Origin of the sequence: Streptomyces sp. NPDC002574 (assembly GCF_042889545.1) — a bacterium.
In the GTDB taxonomy this organism is placed as follows: Bacteria; Actinomycetota; Actinomycetes; order Streptomycetales; family Streptomycetaceae; genus Actinacidiphila.
The window spans coordinates 33,510-49,958 of the sequence record NZ_JBIARB010000015.1 but is presented as its reverse complement, the minus strand read 5'-3'; the positions used below and the strand labels follow the sequence as shown (position 1 = coordinate 49,958).

Annotated in this window: 14 protein-coding genes and 1 pseudogene; 7 read left to right on the top strand and 8 right to left on the bottom strand. The window is 72.0% G+C overall.

Annotated elements, in window-relative coordinates:
• Nucleotides 1–26: 26 nt before the first annotated feature.
• Nucleotides 27–1,650, top strand: a pseudogene (locus tag ACFYXS_RS31910) (phytoene desaturase family protein).
• Between the two features lie 191 nt (nucleotides 1,651–1,841).
• Nucleotides 1,842–3,026, top strand: a complete 1,185-nt coding sequence (locus ACFYXS_RS31905) for a PP2C family protein-serine/threonine phosphatase (RefSeq protein WP_389254482.1) — start codon at nucleotides 1,842–1,844, stop codon at nucleotides 3,024–3,026.
• Nucleotides 3,027–3,075: 49 nt separating this feature from the next.
• Here the strand turns inward: ACFYXS_RS31905 and ACFYXS_RS31900 are convergent, their stop codons facing one another.
• Nucleotides 3,076–3,942, bottom strand: coding sequence for a SigB/SigF/SigG family RNA polymerase sigma factor (locus ACFYXS_RS31900; RefSeq protein WP_389254748.1), 867 nt, complete (start codon nucleotides 3,940–3,942; stop codon nucleotides 3,076–3,078).
• Nucleotides 3,943–4,330: 388 nt separating this feature from the next.
• On the opposite strand from ACFYXS_RS31900, the gene ACFYXS_RS31895 reads away from it, so the two are divergent.
• From ACFYXS_RS31895 to ACFYXS_RS31885, 3 genes are all read left to right on the top strand, one after another.
• The gene (locus tag ACFYXS_RS31895) at nucleotides 4,331–4,990 is read left to right on the top strand and encodes an HAD family hydrolase (RefSeq protein WP_389254480.1); all 660 of its coding nucleotides are present in this window, start codon (nucleotides 4,331–4,333) and stop codon (nucleotides 4,988–4,990) included.
• 219 nt (nucleotides 4,991–5,209) lie between these two features.
• Complete coding sequence (locus ACFYXS_RS31890) at nucleotides 5,210–5,413, top strand: cold-shock protein (RefSeq protein ID WP_389254478.1); 204 nt, start codon at nucleotides 5,210–5,212, stop codon at nucleotides 5,411–5,413.
• Between the two features lie 135 nt (nucleotides 5,414–5,548).
• Entirely contained in the window at nucleotides 5,549–5,794 is a 246-nt protein-coding gene (locus tag ACFYXS_RS31885; protein ID WP_389254476.1) for a hypothetical protein, read from the top strand.
• Nucleotides 5,795–5,920: 126 nt separating this feature from the next.
• On the opposite strand, the gene ACFYXS_RS31880 is transcribed toward ACFYXS_RS31885, so the two are convergent.
• On the bottom strand, nucleotides 5,921–6,652 hold the full coding sequence (locus ACFYXS_RS31880; RefSeq protein WP_389254474.1) for a class I SAM-dependent methyltransferase: 732 nt from the start codon (nucleotides 6,650–6,652) through the stop codon (nucleotides 5,921–5,923).
• Between the two features lie 185 nt (nucleotides 6,653–6,837).
• Here ACFYXS_RS31880 and ACFYXS_RS31875 point away from each other — a divergent pair, with 185 nt between their 5' ends.
• Nucleotides 6,838–8,058: a lycopene cyclase family protein gene (locus tag ACFYXS_RS31875; protein WP_389254472.1), complete on the top strand. Its 1,221-nt coding sequence runs from the start codon at nucleotides 6,838–6,840 to the stop codon at nucleotides 8,056–8,058.
• A complete protein-coding gene (locus ACFYXS_RS31870) occupies nucleotides 8,049–9,617 on the top strand; it encodes an FAD-dependent oxidoreductase (RefSeq protein ID WP_389254470.1) in 1,569 nt (522 codons plus the stop codon). The genes ACFYXS_RS31875 and ACFYXS_RS31870 overlap by 10 nt, the downstream gene beginning before the upstream one ends.
• A 62-nt stretch (nucleotides 9,618–9,679) precedes the next feature.
• Here the strand turns inward: ACFYXS_RS31870 and ACFYXS_RS31865 are convergent, their stop codons facing one another.
• The 6 genes from ACFYXS_RS31865 to ACFYXS_RS31840 all read right to left on the bottom strand — a co-directional run bounded on the left by ACFYXS_RS31865 (nucleotide 9,680) and on the right by ACFYXS_RS31840 (nucleotide 16,317).
• On the bottom strand, nucleotides 9,680–10,693 hold the full coding sequence (locus tag ACFYXS_RS31865) for a DUF5914 domain-containing protein (RefSeq protein ID WP_389254468.1): 1,014 nt from the start codon (nucleotides 10,691–10,693) through the stop codon (nucleotides 9,680–9,682).
• Nucleotides 10,690–11,685: a phytoene/squalene synthase family protein gene (locus ACFYXS_RS31860; RefSeq protein ID WP_389254466.1), complete on the bottom strand. Its 996-nt coding sequence runs from the start codon at nucleotides 11,683–11,685 to the stop codon at nucleotides 10,690–10,692. The genes ACFYXS_RS31865 and ACFYXS_RS31860 overlap by 4 nt, the downstream gene beginning before the upstream one ends.
• Nucleotides 11,682–13,199, bottom strand: coding sequence for a phytoene desaturase family protein (gene crtI, locus ACFYXS_RS31855; protein WP_389254464.1), 1,518 nt, complete (start codon nucleotides 13,197–13,199; stop codon nucleotides 11,682–11,684). Before crtI ends, ACFYXS_RS31860 begins: the two co-directional genes overlap by 4 nt.
• Nucleotides 13,200–13,245: 46 nt before the next feature.
• Nucleotides 13,246–14,406 carry a polyprenyl synthetase family protein gene (locus tag ACFYXS_RS31850; RefSeq protein ID WP_389254746.1) on the bottom strand — a complete coding sequence of 387 codons (1,161 nt, stop codon included), beginning with the start codon at nucleotides 14,404–14,406 and terminating at the stop codon, nucleotides 13,246–13,248.
• A gap of 290 nt (nucleotides 14,407–14,696) precedes the next feature.
• Complete coding sequence (locus ACFYXS_RS31845; protein WP_389254462.1) at nucleotides 14,697–14,882, bottom strand: CsbD family protein; 186 nt, start codon at nucleotides 14,880–14,882, stop codon at nucleotides 14,697–14,699.
• A gap of 112 nt (nucleotides 14,883–14,994) precedes the next feature.
• Nucleotides 14,995–16,317 (bottom strand): LuxR C-terminal-related transcriptional regulator, encoded by a 1,323-nt coding sequence (locus tag ACFYXS_RS31840; protein ID WP_389254460.1) that lies wholly within the window; start codon nucleotides 16,315–16,317, stop codon nucleotides 14,995–14,997.
• Between the last annotated feature and the right edge of the window lie 132 nt (nucleotides 16,318–16,449).

The window sequence follows — 16,449 nt, the reverse complement described above, 5'->3', positions numbered from 1 at the left end:
GCGGTGACTCTACGGAAGGCGATCGGATGCCGGACGCGGTGGTGATCGGTGCGGGCCCCAACGGCCTTGTCGCCGCGAATTTCCTGGCCGAGGCGGGATGGGCCGTGGAGGTCCTGGAGGCCCAGGACGAGCCCGGCGGCGGGGTCCGCTCCGACCGTGCCGTCCACCCCGACTTTCGTCCACGACCTGTTCAGCTCCTTCTACCCGCTGGCCGCCGCCTCTCCGGTCATTCGCCGGCTCGAGCTGGAACGAGAAGGCCTGCGCTGGAGCCACGCCCCGGCCGTGGTCGCGCATCCGCTGCTGGACGGTCGCTGCGCTGTGCTCCACCGGAGCGCCGGAGACACCGCGGCGCTCCTCGACCGGGACACGCCCGGCGACGGCGAGGCCTGGCTGCGCCTGTGCGCTCTGTGGGACCGGCTCGGTGACGACATCCTGGACGCGCTGTTCACGCCTTTCCCGCCGGTGCGGGCCGGACTGCGGCTGGCCGGCCGGCTGCGCACCGCGGGGGGACTCCGCCTGGCCCGCACCCTGGTCCTTCCGGTCCGCAGGCTGGGGGAGGAGGAGTTCCGCGGCGCGCTGGGTCCGCTGCTCCTGGCCGGCAACGCCTTGCATGCCGACCTGGCCCCGGAAGCTGCCGGCAGCGGTGGGTTCGGCTGGCTCATGGCGATGCTGGGGCAGGCGTACGGGTTTCCGGTCCCCGTCGGCGGCGCGCAGTCCTTGGTCACCGCCCTGGTCGCCCGTCTGCGGCGCAACGGAGGGACGGTGAGCTGTGGGGCCCGCGCCACGTCAGTGGTTGTCCGTTCCGGGCGGGCCATCGGCGTCCGTACCGCGGACGGCCGGGTCGTCCCGGCCACCCGCGCCGTTCTGGCCGACGTGTCCGCGCCGGCGCTCTATACACAATTGCTGGACCCGGCCGACCTTCCCGCACGTGTCCAGGAGGACCTGCGGCGGTTCCAGTGGGACTTCGCGACCTTCAAGGTCGACTGGGCGCTCGACGCCCCGGTGCCGTGGACCGCCGACGCCGCGCGGGCCGCGGGCACGGTCCACCTGGCTGAGGGGGTCGACGGGCTGACGCGGTTCGCCGCGCAGATCGCCATGGGGGAGGTGCCCGAGCGGCCCTTCGTGGTGTTCGGGCAGATGACCACCGCCGACGGCACGCGTTCGCCGGCCGGAACGGAGTCGGCCTGGGCCTACACCCACCTCCCGCAGCACATCCGCGGCGACGCGGGCGAGGGAGGCATCACGGGGGCGTGGCGCTCGGGCGACCGGGAGCGGATGGCCGACCGCCTCGAGGAACAGGTCGAGCGGTACGCCCCCGGGTTCCGTGCACTGATCCGCGCCCGTCGTGCCCTGGCCCCACCCGACATCGAATCGGCCGATGCCAATCTGCACGACGGCGCGATCAACGGCGGCACCGCGGCCTTGCACCAGCAACTGGTGTTCAGGCCCGTTCCGGGCACCGGGCGCCCGGAAACCCCGGTCGCCGGGCTGTTCCTGGCCTCCGCGGCGGCCCATCCCGGCGGTGGCGTCCACGGGGCCCCCGGCGCCAACGCGGCCCGCGCCGCGCTGCGCTTCCGCTCACCGAGCCGGCTGCTCAGCGGAACTCAGCGCGCCCTCACCCGCCGTAACCGCTTCGGGGAACGCACCTGACACGCGGCGTGGCCCCGGTGTGTCCCGGGAACCGGGCAGGCGGCCGGGTCGGGCGCTCCGGCCGCCCGGCGTGCACGCGGGTGCCGTGCCAGCATGGGCCATAGGCGGTGGACCGAGGCAGGAAGTCGGGTCGGACGGGCGGAAGCCCCGGCAGGGACGGGGCCGGGCGCGCCGACAGCAGGGAGACCGTTGTGGCCCACGAGCAGCTTCGACTGAGCGAGGTTCTCGCGGCGGCCGAGGCGGCCGCGCCGGCGGAGTCCGTCGAGGTCATCGCCCGCAACCTGCGCGACCGGTTCGGGGCGCGGTCCGTGTCGTTCCTCGTGGCCGACGTCATCGGCCGGAGGGTGGTGCGGATCGGTGACCAGGACGTGTCGCGGCAGGGCCGCGGCGCGGAGCAGATCCCGTTGTCGGGCACCTTGTACGAGCGGGCGCTGCGCGGCCAGCGGCTCGTGCAGGAACCAGGCGCCGGCCGGGACCTGCGCGTGATCGTGCCGGTCACCAACCGGGGCGACGCCATCGGCCTGCTGGAACTCACGCTTCCCGAAGCCGCGGGGAGCGTCCTGGAGCAGGTCGGCGAGGCCGCCCACGCACTCGCGTTCCTCATCGTCATGGACCGGCGCTTCACCGATCTCTACCACTGGCTCGAACGGACCACGTCCGTCAGTCTGGCCGCCGAGATCCAGCGTGGGCTGCTGCCCTCGGCCGCCAGCTACGAAGGGGAGCGGTTCACGCTGGCCGGCGCGCTCGTGCCCGCGGACTCCGTCGGCGGTGACACCTACGACTACGCGGTCGACCACGACACCTTGCACCTGTCCATCACCGACGCGATGGGGCACGACGTCGATTCCGCGCTGCTGGCCACTCTCACGGTCAACGCCTCCCGAGGCGCCCGCCGGGCCGGGTGCGATCTCGCCGAGCAGGCGCTGCGGATGCACCGCACGCTCCTGGACCACGGCCACAACGGTCTCGCCACCGGTCAGCTCCTCCGCATCGCCATGGACGGAGCCGGCACCCAGGTGATCAACGCCGGGCACCCGTGGCCGCTCCGGCTGCGCGGCGGCGCGGTCGAGGAGGTCCGCCTCGACGTCCACCTGCCCTTCGGCGTCCCTTCGCGTACGCCTTTCCGCGTTCAGCCACTCGATCTGCGGGCGGGCGACCGGCTGATCCTGTACACCGACGGCATGCAGGAACGCCGGGCCACGGCGGTGGACTTGGCGGCCGTGATCCGCGAGACCGCCACCGAGCACCCGCGTGAGGTGGTCCGGGCGGCCACCGCCGCCGTGTTCGAGGCGTGCCGCGGGCAACTGCAGGACGACGCCACGATCCTCTGCCTGGACTGGCGGGGACCGCGCACGGGGGAGCGGCGCGCGCACTGACGCCGACCGGGGTCACCGGGGCCGCCCTGCGCCGTGGACGTCCCGGGCGCTATGCGTCGAGGAGCAGGTGGCCACGCAGGCGGGTGAGGATGTGCGACAGCAGACGGGACACGTGCATTTGGCTGAGGCCGAGGGCGAGGCCGATCTGTGACTGCGTCATTTCCTCGCGGAACCGCATTCTCAGGAGCAGGCGGTCGCGCTCGCCGAGTCGGGCGATCAGCGGTTTCAGGGCCGCCATGTCCTCGACGCCGTCCAGGGCGGGGTCGGTGCCCCCGTGGTGCTCGGCGTAGCTGCCGCCGGCCTCGTCGTCCCGGTCGAGGGGAACGTCCAGGGAGCTTGCGGTGTAGCCGTTGGACGCGACGATGCCCTGGCGGACCTCCTGCTCGCTGAGTCCCAGGTATGCCGCCAGCTCCGCCGGTGTGGGGTCGGTGTCCAGGACCTGGGCCAGCTCGTCCACGGCCTTGGCCAGAGTGATCCGCAGTTCCTGCAGTCGGCGGGGGACGTGAACCGCCCAGCCGGTGTCGCGGAAGTAGCGTTTGATCTCCCCGGCGATACACGGGATGGCGAAGGTGGTGAACTCGACTTCGCGGGTCAGGTCGAAGCGGTCGATGGCCTTGATCAGACCGACCGTGCCGACCTGGACGATGTCCTCCATCTCGTCGCCGCGGCTGCGGAATCGGGTCGCCACGAAACGAACGAGTGAGAGGTTCAGTTCGATCAGCGTGTTCCTGATGTACTGGAACTCCGGCGTCCCCTCTTCGAGGGCGCCGAGCCTGCCGAGAAACACCCGCGACAGTTCGCGGGCGTCCCGGGCGGCCACCTTCGTAGGGTCCTCCAGTACCGGGAGACGAGTTTCTGCGGTGACTGGGTTCCCGATGCCCGATCGCGCGTTTCTCGTGCCTTCCTCAGTGATCATCGTCATGTCTCGCGCTCCTTGGACGTGCGCATGGGCATCTGCCGCCTACCCGGCACATGGCGCACCACGCTGCGACCGTCGCGGCTTCGGCCGCTTTCGGTCACACAGGGACCGTGGTTCTTCGGGGAATTGCCCTGCACCGGCTACGCCTGGCTGTGGGAGAGGGCCTGCGAATTCCTCCGGCAGCGGGCCGATCGGGAGGCCGATCGCCCGCGGCAGGGGCCGTTCTGAGGCCGGCTCCGCACTTCGACCATGAATGCGCGAGCAGTGCGGAGAAGGAGCCGAGGGGGCCGGTGTCCGGCCGGTGTCCGGCCGCCGGCATCCCGGATTCGGCCGAAATCCGTTCGTGTGTACGTTTTTTCAGTGTGCGGACCGTAGGCTACCGGTCATGATTCGCGCCGTGGTGTTCGACGTGGGTGAGTGCCTCGTGGACGACACCCGTGAATACGAGTCGTGGGCCGACTGGTTCGGCGTTCCCCGTCACACCTTCCACGCGATGTTCGGCGTGCTCATCGCGCAGGGCCGAGATCACCGCGCCGTCTTTCATCTGTTCCGGCCCGGATCGGACCTCGACGAGGAGCGCGAGAAACGCGCTGCCGCGGGGAAGCCGGAATTCTTCGGCGAGGAGGACCTGTACCCGGACGTCCGGTCCGTACTGGCGGCTCTGCGCGGCGCCGGGCTCTGGCTCGGCATAGCCGCGAACCAGACCGTCCGGGGCGAGCGCCTCCTGCGCGGCCTGTTCGCCGGGGACGTGGACGCCATCGGCACCTCGGCCGGCTGGGGGGTCGGCAAGCCCGATCCCGAGTTCTTCGCCCGCGTGGGCGAGGCCGTCCCGTTCCCGGTGGGGGAGATCCTCTACGTCGGTGACCGTCTGGATCACGACGTCGTGCCGGCGGCCGCGGCGGGGATGCGGACCGCGTTGGTGCGCCGTGGACCCTGGGCCCTGACGCAATGGAGGGACCCGGAAGCCGGACTGCCCACGTTCCGCGTGGAGGGTCTCTCGGTGCTTCCGGAAGAAGTGGCGAAGTGGAACACGGAGGCGCGCTGACCCTCGAGCGCGGACAGGCGGGCCCACCGCCCGAAGGCGACCACTGCCGCTGCCGGGCACCTGGACAGACGCCACGAACGCGACATCTGCGCCGACGTGGGGGTATTCGCTGGCCAAGGCATCGGATCATCGGGTATGCAAGGGGCGGCAGCCCGGCATCGGAGGTTTGCCGGCGCGCCGGTGGCGCGCCGCAGCAGCAGCATGTGAAGGACGAACACAGTGGCATCTGGCGTCGTGAAGTGGTTCAACTCGGAAAAGGGCTTCGGCTTCATCGCTCAGGACGGGGGAGGGCCGGACGTGTTCGCCCACTACTCGAACATCTCCGGCAACGGCTACCGCGAGCTCGTCGAGGGTGAGCAGGTCACCTTCGAGGTGACGCAGGGACAGAAGGGCCCGCAGGCGGAGAACATCGTCCGCGGCTGATCTCCGGCCTGCCGGTACGGCACGGACCGTTTCAAGCGGGGTCGCTCTCTTCGGGGGCGACCCCGTTGCGCTTCACGCATCGCGCGTGGTCGGCCGCGGTGGCCAAGGTCCGGGTGCGGACGGAGAGCGCGGCAGGTGGGGGCCCTCGACATGGTCTACAGCGGTGTGATCGCCGACCACCGCAAGGCGGTGCGGGCCACCGAGGAACTGGACCCGGTCACTCAGGACATGCTCATCGGGCATCTTCGCCGGCTGGAGTCGTTCCAGTGGTTCGTGCGCGCGCACCTGGAGAATCCCCGCGGCATGCTGAGCGTGAGCCCCGGCGACAGTGAGCGGCAGGCCGCCCGCAAGGCCGCCGAACGCGCCATCCAGCAGCCCTGAGCCGCCACTCCTCCGGGCCCGGTCCCGCTGTTCCCCGGCCGTCGGCCGCGTGTTCGTCCGCGACCGGGAACGGAGGGCAGCGCCCGGGGTACGTCCAGTGCTGTGTCCTTCGCCGGTCCTGCGTGGTCAGACGCACGAATGCGCCCTGCCGACTGGCGCCCGCGCGACGAAGGTGTGTGCGATGCCGGTCTGCCAGCCGGGAAGCGGCAGGACGCGCACCTGTGCGAATCCCGCGCGTTCCATTCGCTCCGCGAAGCCGTCGGCGGTGTCGAAAGCGAGAACGCTGCGCCACAGATGCTCGTAGAGGGGGCCGTCCCCGGTCCGGCGCGCGACCGGCAGCAGCAGCGCGCGACACACCGCCGTCCACACCGCGCGATGCTCCGGACGCCCACTGAGGGTGTACTCGTGGACGGCGATGCGCCCGCCAGGGGCCATGGCATCGCGGACGTGCGCCAGAACGATGTCGGGGTCGAGCACGTTGCGGAAGAGATAGGCGGCGAAGACGGCGTCGAACCGACCGTCTGCTGCCACCTCGGCAAGCCGCTCGGCCGTCGCGTGGACGAACGTGACGCCGGGGGGCCATCGTTTGGCGGCAGCCACCTGGAGCATGCCGGCCGAGGCGTCGACCGCGACGACCTGCGCGCGTGGAGCGGCGCGGATCAGTGCGGCAGTGGACGCGCCCGTGCCGCAGCCCAGATCGAGCAGCCGCATCCCCGCGGCTCCGGCGGGGAGTCGCAAGCGCCGGGCAGAACGCCGCAGATGGGCGTGGTAGCCCGGATTGGCGGCGACCATGCGGTCGTACAGGTCGGACGCGTGGTCGAAAGCCGACGCGAGCTCGGCGTCGTGCATGAGTGACATCGACACACACCTCCGCGGGACGGGAACGCTGCGGTCACCCGCTCATTGCACCGTCCCCACCGGATGCCCGCGACCGGGAGTCCGGCCATGAGCAGCGTGTCCGGGGCGTCTTCCATGCGCTTGGCGGCGGGAGAGGCGATGATCGCCACAACGGTCCGCTCACACCGCCGGCTCCCGGAGGATTCGTGCCCCCCCAGGCCCCCATCGAAGGTGGTGCCGACGTCGTCATCGTCGGCGCGGGCGCCGCGGGGTTGTCGCTCGCCCGTCGGCTGACGGCGCCGCAGGTCGCGGAGGGAGGGCCCGCATCGGTCGTCGTGATCGAGCCGCCGGCCGGCTCCTCCCTGCGCTCCCCGGACCGGACCTGGTGCTTCTGGGAGAACGACCCGGGCGAGTACGACTCCCTGGTCGCCGCCCGTTGGCGCAGGATGCGGATCACGGCGCGGGACGGCCGCACGACGTCGGCTGCGTTCCCCCGCACCTACAAGATGATCCGTTCGACCGACTTCCTGCGCGAGGTCGGTGCCGAACTCGCGCAGCGACCCGGTGTACGGACGGTGGAGGCGACGGTGACCCGTGTCCGTGACGTACCCGGCGGCGCCGAGGTGACCGGGCGGGACGCCGGAGGACGCCCGGTACGGCTGAGGGGCGGCTGGGTCTTCGACTCCAGGCCTCCCCACGACCTTCCGGCCGCGCGCACCACACTCCTGCAGCACTTCCGGGGGTGGTTCGTCACCACACGCGACGACCGCTTCGAGCCCGGTGTCGCGGATCTGATGGACTTCCGCACCCGGCAGCCCGAACGCGGACTGTCCTTTGCCTACGTCCTGCCCTTCACCCCGCGAGAGGCGCTGGTCGAGTACACGGTGTTCTCCGCCGAGCCGCTGCCGGAAGCCGCCTACGACGCGGCGCTGGACGCCTACGTCCGCACGGCACGCCCGCTGGGGGCCCTGCTCGTCACCGGCGTCGAACAGGGGGTGATTCCCATGACGGACGGGGTCTTCGCGCGCCGCGCCGGAGAACGTGTGTTCCGGATCGGCGTGGCCGGCGGCGCCACCCGCCCCTCGACGGGGTATGCCTTCGCGGCGATCCAGCGGCAGACGGCCGCCGTCGCCGCCGCGTGGCATGCCGGCCGCACCCCGCAGCCTCCGCAGCCGCACGCGGCGCGGCACCGGCTCATGGACGCCGTCATGCTGCGCGCTCTGGCGACCGGCCGGGCGGGTGGGGCGGCGTTCTTCGAGGGACTGTTCGGCCGCAATCCCCCGGACCGGGTGCTTCGCTTCCTCGACGGCACCTCAACCCTGCGCGACGAGTGGGCGATCGGGCTGAACACCCCGGTGCCGGCCATGCTCCGCGCCCTGGGGGAGCTCCCCGCGGTCCCACGGCGAAAGGGCAGAGCATGCTCCTGAATTCCTCGCACCGGCCGTCCCGTCCGGGCCGCGACGCCAAAGCCGCCCTGTGGCGGGCGGCGAGCGGCACTGAACGCGCCGCGGCTCCCGGGCCGAGCGCGGCCGTGGTCGGCGGGGGGATCGCCGGACTCGCGGCGGCCACCGGACTCGCCGAATGCGGTGTTCAGGTCGACCTGCTGGAGCGGGCGGGAACGCTGGGCGGCCGGGCCGCGGGATGGCCGACCACTCTGGCCGACGGTTCGACGGCGACGATGAGCCGCGGCTTCCATGCCTTCTTCCGTCAGTACTACAACCTGCGCGGACTGCTGCGCCGGGTCGACCCGGCCCTCGGCTCACTGCGGCCGCTGACCGACTACCCGCTGCGGCGAGCCGATGGCGCCGGCGACAGCTTCCGCAACGTGCCGCGGACGCCCCCGTGGAGCGTCCTGGGCTTCGTCGCGCTCAGTCCCAGCTTCAGTTGGTCGGGCCTGACGCGGATGAACCCGCGGGCCGCCCTCCCGTTGCTGGACGTACGGGTACCCGAGGTGTACGAGCGGCTCGACACGATCAGCGCGCAGAAGTTCCTGGACGACATCCGCTTCCCCGAGCAGGCCCGGGACCTGGCGTTCGAGGTGTTCTCCCGCAGCTTCTTCGCCGATCCGGGCGAACTGTCGGCCGCGGAACTGGTGCTGATGTTCCACATCTACTTCCTCGGATCCGCCGAGGGGCTGCTCTTCGACGTTCCGGGAGAGCCCTATCCGCAAGCACTGTGGGACCCGCTCGCCGACTACCTGACCGGGCTGGGCGCCACGGTCCGTACCGGCACCACGGTCCTCGCCGTGACCCCCTGCGCGGACGGCTTCCGCCTTGCGCGCACCGTCCCGGGTTCGTCCGAGGGGGTCCAGGAGGACCGGTACGACGCCGTGGTCCTGGCCCTGGACGGCGCCGGTCTGCGATCCGTGGTCGGGGCATCCCCGGGACTGGGCGACGCGTGCTGGCGGACGGGAATCGAACAGCTCCGGCAGGCACCCCCCTTCCTGGTCTCGCGCTACTGGCTGGACCGCCCCGTGCGCCGCGAACGCCCGGGCTTTCTCGGGACCAGTGGCTACGGGCCGGTCGACAACGTCAGCGTCCTGAACCACTGGGAGGGAGAGGCGGCACGGTGGGCGCGGGCGACCGGCGGCTCCGTGGTCGAACTCCACGCCTATGCCGTCGACCCCGCTGCCGACCGGACCGGCGTCGAGACGGCGATGCTCCGCGAACTGTCGCGGATCTACCCCGAGTGCGCCGGCGCGACCGTGGTCGACGTGCGCCACGAGTGGCGCCAGGACTGTCCCCTGTTCCCCGTCGGCGGCTACCAGGACCGGCCCGCCGTGCGCACCGCCCATCCTCGTCTGACCCTCGCCGGCGACCTGGTGCGCACCGCGTTGCCGGTGGCTTTGATGGAACGCGCCGCGACCACGGGCTTCCAGGCGGCGAACGCCCTCCTGTCCACCTGGGGAGTCCGGGGCCACCCCTTGTGGTCGGTCCCCCTGGGGGGCCGGAACGCGTTGTTGCGCGCCCTGGCCCGATGCGGCTGAAGTCGTCAGGCGCCGGTGAGCGCCCACGGGACCGCCGCCGGGGCACGCACTGCGGGAAGTCCTCAACCCGGAAAACGGCCTTGACTGCGCAGGTCGTAGCGGCGCTCGGCATAGGCGAGATCGTCGCGCCACAGGCGGGCGGCGGTGCGCCGGACCAGCGGGCGCAGCAAGGGCGCCGCCTGGCGCGCCACCGCGAACCCCGGACGCCGCGAGTGGGCGACGACGGCCTCGATCACCGCGGTACGCGGCCTTCCGTCGGCGCCTGCGCCCAGGGGGGTCGCATGGGTCTCGACCACGCTGCTGGTCCCCTCCCCGGAGACGATGCGCATCACCACGGTGCGGGGTTCGGGTGCGGTGAACTCCGCTCGGACGGGCACCCCCAGCCGCCCGCGCACCCGAAAGGCGACGTCGACGAGAAAACGGTCCGCGGCGGCGTTCTGCGCCTCCTCAGCGGCGGCAGGCGTCTGGCGCACCGTCAGGTCGGCGAACGCGTGCGGATGGAACCAGGCGCCGTGCCAGGGGTCCAGCCGGTTCGCGACGACGTCCTCGGGCTCGCAGCGACCGACGACTGTCATGACGGTCGCGAGCGACACGTCGGAGGCGGGGCGCTCGGGGACGAACGGCGCCGATGAGGGGGTCTCACCGCCGGCGGCGTCCAGACGGACCCACACCAGCAGCCCGTCGTCGTGGACGGGGTAGGGTGCCCAACCGGGAATCCCACCGGGCTTCAGGGCGAGGCCGTGCCAGTGGCAGACGATCGTGCCCTCTCGTAGGACGCTCTCGCACAGCGGCGCACCCAGATGGGGGCAGGCGCCGGGCGCGGCGTGCACCGTCCCCCCGGAGTCCCGCCACAGCACGATTTCGAGGCCCGCCACGGTCCGACCGGTGATCCGGCGGCTGCCGACCTCGGAGCCCGCCGCCACCACGTACCAATTGCCGGACGGGCGGCCCTGGGCCCTCTGCAGAGCCGACGCGATCAGGGCCGGTTTGGCCTCGCGCCATGTGGACCGCTGATCCTCCCATCGGCCACCGCCGAGCCGGGCAAGCGGAGTGAGCGGACGACTCGAACGCCTCATACCGGCGACTCCTGGCGCGTGTCGGAAGCGGTCCCGGACGCCCCTGCGTGCGGGTGGACCCGCAGGACGACGCGGCTCGATGCGACGGCGAGCAGTCCGCGCGCGGCCGCACGCGCACGGCGGCGGCGCGGCACGGCCACCCTCCGGTGGAGTACCGGGTAGTCGGCGGCCTCGATCTCCTCGAGGATGCCCTGGTAGAGCACGAGAGCCGTGCGGACACAGGGGCGCGAGACGGGCGCGAGCAACGGGATCCCCGTCGCCGCCCGCCGGTACAGGGCGCGGGTGAGGGCGGTGGTCTCGCGCAGTGCGGCGCGGACCCTCGGGTCGGTGGAGCGGCGTTCGCGGCACCAGGTCAACAGCGCGTGGTCGGCGTCGTGGGCGGTCAGGATGTCGCCGGGGATGTACACACGGCCCCGGTCCAGGTCCTCGCCGACGTCCCGCAGGAAGTTGGTGAGCTGGAAGGCGACGCCGAGCGCGGCGGCCGCGGGTTCGGCCTCCTCGCGGGGCACCACGGTGCCGAGGACGGGCAGCACCTGGAGACCGATCACCGCGGCCGAGCCGTGCATGTACCGCGCGAGGTCGGCATAGGTGGCGTAGGCGGTGACGGTCAGGTCCATCCGCATGGATGCCATGAAGTCGGTGAACAGCGCGTGGTCGAGCCGGTGCCGGCGGACGGTGTCGGCGAGGGCGGTGACGACGGGATGGTCGGCGTGGCCGTTGCGCAGACCGGCCAGGAGCACCGTTTCCAGTTCCGTGAGCACCCGTTGCCGGGCGGCGGTGGTGACGCCGCCGGGGTCGTCGTCGACGATGTCGTCCGCCCAGCGGGCGAAGCCGTACAGGGCGTGCACGAAGGGGCGCCGATCCGGCGTGAGCAGGCGGGTGGCCAGGAAGTAGGTCTTGCCGTGCTGCGCGTTGAGGACGCGGCAGCGGGTGTAGGCGGCGCGCGCCCGGGGATCGGTGATGCCCGCGGCGTCGAGTTCCCGGGCGGTCACGGCAGGCTCCTTCGCATGCGGCGCCGGGAGACCGCTCGATCCCCGGCGATGCGGGCGGCGGCGAGCTTTCCTGAGATCAGCACGGTGGGCACTCCGACGCCCGGTACTGTGCCGCAGCCCGCAAGGACCACGTTCTCGGCACCCGGGACGAGGTTGCGCGAGCGGAAGGGACCGGTCTGGGCGAAGGTGTGCGCGGCGGAGAAGGGGGTTCCCGCGGCGTGCCCCTCGGCCGCCCAGTCGACGGGTGTGACCACCCGCTGGGTCTCGACGGAGGCCCGGAAGCCCTCCATGCCGCGCTTCTCCAGCTCCTCCATCAGTCGCTCCTGGTAGACGGGGGCGGTCCGGTCCCAGTCGATGGGGCCGGTCTCGAGATTGGGGCAGGGCGCGAGTACGTAGTGCAGGTGGCGCCCCTCGGGGGCGAGGGAGGGGTCGGTCGTGGTGGGACGGGTGATGAGCACCGAAGGGTCGCTCATCAGGCGTCCGAACCGCGTCAGTTCGGCGAAGGTACGGCCCCAGGCGCCGCCGAAGGAGAGGGTGTGGTGGGCCAGGTGGGTCCAGGTCCGGCGGGTCCCGGCGTGCAGCACGAACGCGGAGGGGGACCAGCGCAGCGGGACCGGCCGCCGGGGTGCGCGGCCCAGCAGCGTGTACACCCCCGGCAGGTCGGGGGTGAGGACGACGGCGTCGCAGCTGATCCGCTCGCCGTGTGCCGTGCGTACTGCCGTGACACGGCCGCCGCCGGTGCGTTCCAGGGCCGTGACCTCGGTGCCGCAGCGGATGTCGCCCCCGGCGTGGACGGCTTCCGCGGCGAGGGCCGCGGCGACGGCGTGCATGCCGCCGCGGGGGAAGTACACGCCGGCGACGGTGTCCATGTAGGCGATGACGGCGTAGGCGGCAAGCGCGCGGGCGGGCGGCACTCCGGCGTACAGGGACTGGAACGAGAAGACGCGCTGGAGGCGTTCGTCCTCGACGAACCGGGCGATGCGCGGCTGGAGCCGGCCGAAGCCGCCGAGCACGGCGAGGCGGGCCAGGTCGGGGGTGAGCAGCGACAGCGGTGAGTCGAAGTTGGAGTCGATGAAGCTACGCATCTGCACCCGGTACAGCTCGCTCAGCCACGTACGCAGGCGCCGGTACCCCAGGGCCTCCCGCCCGCCGGCGAACCGGCTGATCTCGGACTCCATCACGGCGGGATCGGTGTGCACGTCGAGGGTGGAACCGTCGATGAACTGCGCTCGGTACGCGGGGTGCAGGGGCTGCAGCTCCAGGCGGTCGGCGAGGGATCCGCCGGTGGCCGCGAACGTCTCCTCGAGGATGTCGGGCATGGTCAGGACGGTCGGGCCGGTGTCGATGCGGTAACCGTCGATTTCGAGCAGGCCCGCTCTGCCGCCGGGAACAGTGGCACGTTCGAGTACGGTCACACGGCGTCCGGCGCCCAGCAGATGCAAGGCGGCCGAGAGCCCCGACAGCCCCGCTCCCACGACGACGACGCGGTCGGTGGGGCCCTGGACGGTCTTCATCGGCGGTGCCTCCTCCTTCGCGGGTGCGGCGGGCTCCCGTGCGGGATCACGGGACGGTGACGTCGGCGACGCGGCGGGCGAGCCGCTCCAGGTGGAGAGCACTCCCCGGGGCGAGGGCCCCGTCCCGGAGGAGGGCGACGGCCTCGTCGGTCAGAGCGGTGATACGGGCTTCGACAGCCTGTACCGCGCCCAGTTGCAACAGCAGTTCACGGAAAGCCCGCAGTGCCGTGCCGCTCGCCAGGGGATCACCCAGCGTGGTGCGGATCCTGTCCTCGGCATCCGGCGACGCGGCCTTCCGGGCCAGCTGCAACGCCATGGCCGTCAGGTAGGTCCGTTTGCCCGAACGAATGTCGTCGCCCGACGGCTTGCCCGTCTTCGCGGGGTCCCCGTAGACACCCAGCAGGTCGTCCCGGAGCTGGAAGGCGAGCCCGATCCGACGGCCGTATTCGTGGAGGATGCGCGTCACGTCGTCCGCGGCGCCCGCCGCCGCGGCGCCCAGTTCCAGCGGGCGGGCGACGCTGTAGAGGGCGGACTTGAGTTCCGCGGTCCGCAGGGCCGCCTCCGGGCACTCCGAGCCCTCCGCCTGCAGCCGCAGGTCGAGGTGCTGACCCGCCACCATCTCGGAGAGCATGGACCGCCACGTACGGTCGGCGCGGCGTCGCACCGGGACGTCCAGCGGAACCGACCGGAACGAGTCCTCAGCCCACATCAGGGCCAGGTCCCCGGCGAGCACCGCCTGCGCCGTACCGTAGGCCGCCGCGTCCCCGCCCCACCCCGCACGGCGGTGCTCCGTACTGAAGAGGACGTGCAGCGCCGGACCGCCGCGCCGTGTCCGCGAGCCGTCCATCACGTCGTCGTGCACCAGCGCGGACGCCTGCAACAGCTCCAGCGCCGCAGCCAGCCTGAACGGCAACCGGGACGCTTCCCCAGCCTTCGCACCGCCACCGGCGAGCCAGCCCCACCACACGCATCGCGCACGCAGCCGGGATCCTCCCCGCAGCACGAACGCCATCAGCGCGTCAGCCAGATCGACACCGCCGGGTGCGACATCGAGGTCGACGAGCCGCCGCTCCGCCATACAGGCGACCAACTCGGCCTCGACCCGAGCCGCCACGTCGGTGTCCGGTTCTGCTTTGGGGTTCGGCGGGTCGGCCCGCCGGTCGAAGACCCGGGCGGCCTCACTCGGCGGGAGCGACCGCGGCTCCACTCCGGACAACCGCCCTTCACCTCCGAAGCCCCGGCGGATGCAACCCCACCTGGGACGAGGACACATCCGCCAGGCAGGCTTTCCTGGCTACTGGTGATCACTGTCGTCCGACTCTGACACCGGCCCCGTGACTCCGCATCCGCTGGCAGCCGAGCGGACCAACCGTGCATCACCTGCACGGACGTCTGCCTGCACACCAACGGTCCGACTCCGACACCGCCGCATGCGTGTGGGGCCGCCCCTCAGAGGGGCGGCCCCACACGCATGCGGACCTGTGAGCGCCGGCGGGCTCAGGGATGCACGATGTCCTCGCCGACGTCCTTGATCTTCTCCTTGGCCTCGCGGGCGTCGCCCTTGGCCTGTTCGGCGCGGCCCTCCGCGGTCAGCCTCTCGTTGCCGACGGCCTCGCCGACGGTCTCCTTGGTCTTGCCGACGGCCTGCTCGGTCTTTGCCTTGGCCTTCTCGTTGGCAGTCATGCTGCCCACCTTCCCCGGCGTTGAGGTCGTCTGCTGTGGTTTCGTCCGACCGCTGCGAAGTGCCGCAAACATGCCGGACAGTGAACCGGCCCCGGAGCCGGGCAACCACGCCTCATACCGCCGCAGCCGAATGGAAGAACGCCGCCGCCTCACCCCGGGAACCGACCGCAAGCTTCGACAGGATGTTGGCGACGTGGAATTTCACGGTGGACTCGCTGATGTGAAGCTCCTGTGCTATAGCCTTGTTGCGGTGACCGAGTGCCAGGCGCTCGAGGACGTCGAGTTCCCGGGTCCCGAGTGCGGACAGCAGGTCCGCGCCCGGTGTCACCGGCTGCGAGTGGACGGACACGGGCCGGGAGATCTTCGTGGTGGCGGCCTCGGACATGGCCAGGGGGAGCGTCAGTCTGGTCGTCGTCCCCCAGCCGGGTACCGCGTCCCGTTCGAAGGTTCCGCCCTGGGCTTCGACCCGTTGGGCGATCCGGCCGGTGCCGGCATCGTCATGCGGCTCGCCGGGACCGTCGTCGCGTACGGTCGCGACCAGCTCGGCGAGCCCGAGCTGCCAGCCGACCCTGATCCGCCGGACCTCGCTCTGCGTGAGTGCCGCGAGGACCGCGGCCCGAACGAACGCTCTGGCGGCGTGCGCGGTGGCCGACGTCAGGGACCTGTCGTTCCCGGGGGGATCCAGCTCCAGGTGGATCGCGCTGTGGCTGAGCAGCGTCCTGAGCGAATCGGACAGGAGGCCGAAGGCCTGCCTGGCCGGCTCCTCCCACACCGGTGTGGTGCCCCGCTGGGATTCGTTGCGCAGCTCTATGAGTGCGTTGACAGCCAGGTCGACGGCGGTCGACCGGGCGACGGCATCGTCCAGGCGGTGACTGCGCAGGACCCCCAAGATCCCGGAGAGCGCTGTGGCATGCGCGTCGCTCAGTTCGGCGACGGCGTGTGACCTGGCCTGCGCGACCGCGCGGGACTGGGCCAGGGTGCTCGGTGCGGCGTCGGTGACGAGCCGCTCCAGATGGGTGGTGAACAGGTCCACCAGCGCCTGCACCGTCGAGAGCATGTCCGCCGGGAGGGGAGTGTCCTCGTCGAGGATGATGACCATGCCCGCGCCCTGGGGAGTCAGATCGCTCGCGACAGCGAGCACAGGCCATGGGGCTCCTGCGAGCTGTGCCGTTCCCTGCCACGGATGGCCCGGCGTTACCTGGGCGACAAGCGCGCCGAGTACCGCGCTGCCGAGCGCATGGATGAGCTCCTCGTCGCCCACCGCCTCGACGGGCGAGGACGCGCACTGGGTCGCCAGAAGGGCCATCGCGCGGTGCGGCAGGTCCTTGGCGAGGGCCGCGGAAAGATGAGCGGCCATCTCGGATGCCGGGGCGTACATGATGTGCGCGGCCGTGACCAGGGCTGAGGACGGCTGTGCGAATCCGGCGTACTCCATGAGGTGCAGCGTACGACCTGGCTCACTGGGCGCACCTGTCCGATCGGCCGGGGCGGAACCGTCCGAAAGGCCGGCAGGATCGCTCCGCCTCCGTTCCACCATGAATGCACCCGGCCGGCGACGTGTCCCGCC

Excerpts from the sequence above, each read along its gene's own strand:
- ACFYXS_RS31840 (WP_389254460.1), bottom strand. The coding sequence starts at position 16,317 with ATGGAGTACGCCGGATTCGCACAGCCGTCCTCAGCCCTGGTCACGGCC.
- ACFYXS_RS31900 (WP_389254748.1), bottom strand. The coding sequence starts at position 3,942 with ATGATCACTGAGGAAGGCACGAGAAACGCGCGATCGGGCATCGGGAAC.
- ACFYXS_RS31880 (WP_389254474.1), bottom strand. The coding sequence starts at position 6,652 with ATGTCACTCATGCACGACGCCGAGCTCGCGTCGGCTTTCGACCACGCG.
- ACFYXS_RS31895 (WP_389254480.1), top strand. The coding sequence starts at position 4,331 with ATGATTCGCGCCGTGGTGTTCGACGTGGGTGAGTGCCTCGTGGACGAC.
- ACFYXS_RS31870 (WP_389254470.1), top strand. The coding sequence starts at position 8,049 with ATGCTCCTGAATTCCTCGCACCGGCCGTCCCGTCCGGGCCGCGACGCC.
- ACFYXS_RS31865 (WP_389254468.1), bottom strand. The coding sequence starts at position 10,693 with ATGAGGCGTTCGAGTCGTCCGCTCACTCCGCTTGCCCGGCTCGGCGGT.
- crtI (WP_389254464.1), bottom strand. The coding sequence starts at position 13,199 with ATGAAGACCGTCCAGGGCCCCACCGACCGCGTCGTCGTCGTGGGAGCG.
- ACFYXS_RS31845 (WP_389254462.1), bottom strand. The coding sequence starts at position 14,882 with ATGACTGCCAACGAGAAGGCCAAGGCAAAGACCGAGCAGGCCGTCGGC.